Source organism: Halorubrum sp. Ea8, from assembly GCF_002252925.1.
In the GTDB taxonomy this organism is placed as follows: Archaea; Halobacteriota; Halobacteria; order Halobacteriales; family Haloferacaceae; genus Halorubrum.
The window spans coordinates 1-1,480 of the sequence record NZ_NHPF01000042.1 but is presented as its reverse complement, the minus strand read 5'-3'; the positions used below and the strand labels follow the sequence as shown (position 1 = coordinate 1,480).

The window sequence follows — 1,480 nt, the reverse complement described above, 5'->3', positions numbered from 1 at the left end:
GTCTCGTGGGCTCGGGGCGGCCCGATCGGCGCCGGGATCGGCGCCTTCCTCGGGGGATCGACCGGCTACGCCGTCGGCTACGCGCTGAGCGAACTGGAGGGCGAGCGCGGCGACCACCGCGAGGCGACGCTGGACGACTACGCGGACGGCGACGAGCCGGACCACGCGCCGGTGGACGACGGCGACGATCCCGGAGACGAGGGCCCGGTGCGGATAGCGGTCGGCGAAGAGGCCGACGAGGGCGACGACCACGGCGGGGACGACGACCACAGTGAAGGCGACGACCACGGCGAAGGTGACCACGACGAGGGCGACGACCACGCCGAAGGCGACGACCACCGGTCCGAGGAGTGACCGACGCGCGCGACCCGCGTCGTCAGTCCCGCCGGGTCGCGAACCGGGAGATCGCGGCCGCCGCGAGCGCGCCGACGACCGCGATGACGGCGAGCACGAGGAACAGCTCGCGGGGGCCCGCACGGGTGAGAACCGTCCCAGCGAGCGCGGCGCCGAGCGATCCGACGCCGAAGATGCCGAGGTAGGTGTAGCCGAACGAGATCCCCCGCGCCTCGCTCGGCGAGTAGGCCGCAACCGTCGCCTGCGAGAGCGGCTGTACGGTGAACAGCGCGACTCCGAGCGCGAGCGAGACCGCGAGGAACGACGCGGTGGTCGCGCCGGCGGGGACGAACAGCAGCGCGAGGACCGCGAGGACGGACATGAGAGCGATCAGTCCCCGCTCCGGGCGGACCCAATCGGCGATCCGACCGCCGAGGTACTGGCCGAGCACGCCGACCATGAGGACGGCGACGTACAGGTACCGCGCGAGGTCGAACTCCTCGGCGTACGGGCTCTCCGGATCGATGAGCTGGACGTCGACCAACCCGCCGAGGGCGTCGCCGAGGAGGTCCGGGAGAAACGTGAGGAACGTCCGGTAGTAGAGCCCGCTGAGCGTGACGAACGCGAACACGATCAGGAACCCGCCGGCGAGCAGGACCCGCGTGTCGTCGACGATCGTCGACGGCGACACCTCGCCTTTGGTGCCGTCGCCCGTTTCGTCGGCGGCGGCCGAACCCTCGCCGCCGCCGTCGACGACCGCGGACTCCGGGAGCGCGGCGTCGACGTCGACGGTGAGGCCGTACGCGGCGACGACGACGGCGGGAACGGTGAGCGCGGCCGCGACGACCCGCCAGTCGAACGCCAGGAGGAGCAGCGCGGTCGCCAGCGGCCCGAGGGCGATGCCGAGGTTGCCGCCGATCCCGTGGTAGCCGAGCGCGGTCCCGCGGCGGTCGACCGACTTGGAGATCAGCGACAGCCCCGCGGGGTGGTAGACGCTCGCGGTGACGCCCCACACGGCGATGGCGAGCGCGAGCGCGAGCAGGTTCGGGGCGACGCTCACGAGCAGGAACGAGGCGGCCATCCCGCCGAGACACGCGAGGATGAGCGACTTGGAGCCGAACCGGTCGACGAGGATGCCGCCGGGGAG

1 protein-coding gene and 1 pseudogene are annotated in these 1,480 nt (G+C 72.9%); one reads left to right on the top strand and one right to left on the bottom strand.

Features of this window, described 5'->3' with window-relative positions:
- A pseudogene (locus DJ74_RS19025) lies at positions 1 to 354 on the top strand (hypothetical protein); the annotation flags it as partial.
- A gap of 22 nt (positions 355 to 376) precedes the next feature.
- Here DJ74_RS19025 and DJ74_RS03505 read toward each other — a convergent pair.
- The coding region (locus tag DJ74_RS03505; RefSeq protein ID WP_094526383.1) for an MFS transporter at positions 377 to 1,480 on the bottom strand (1,104 nt) is incomplete at its 5' end.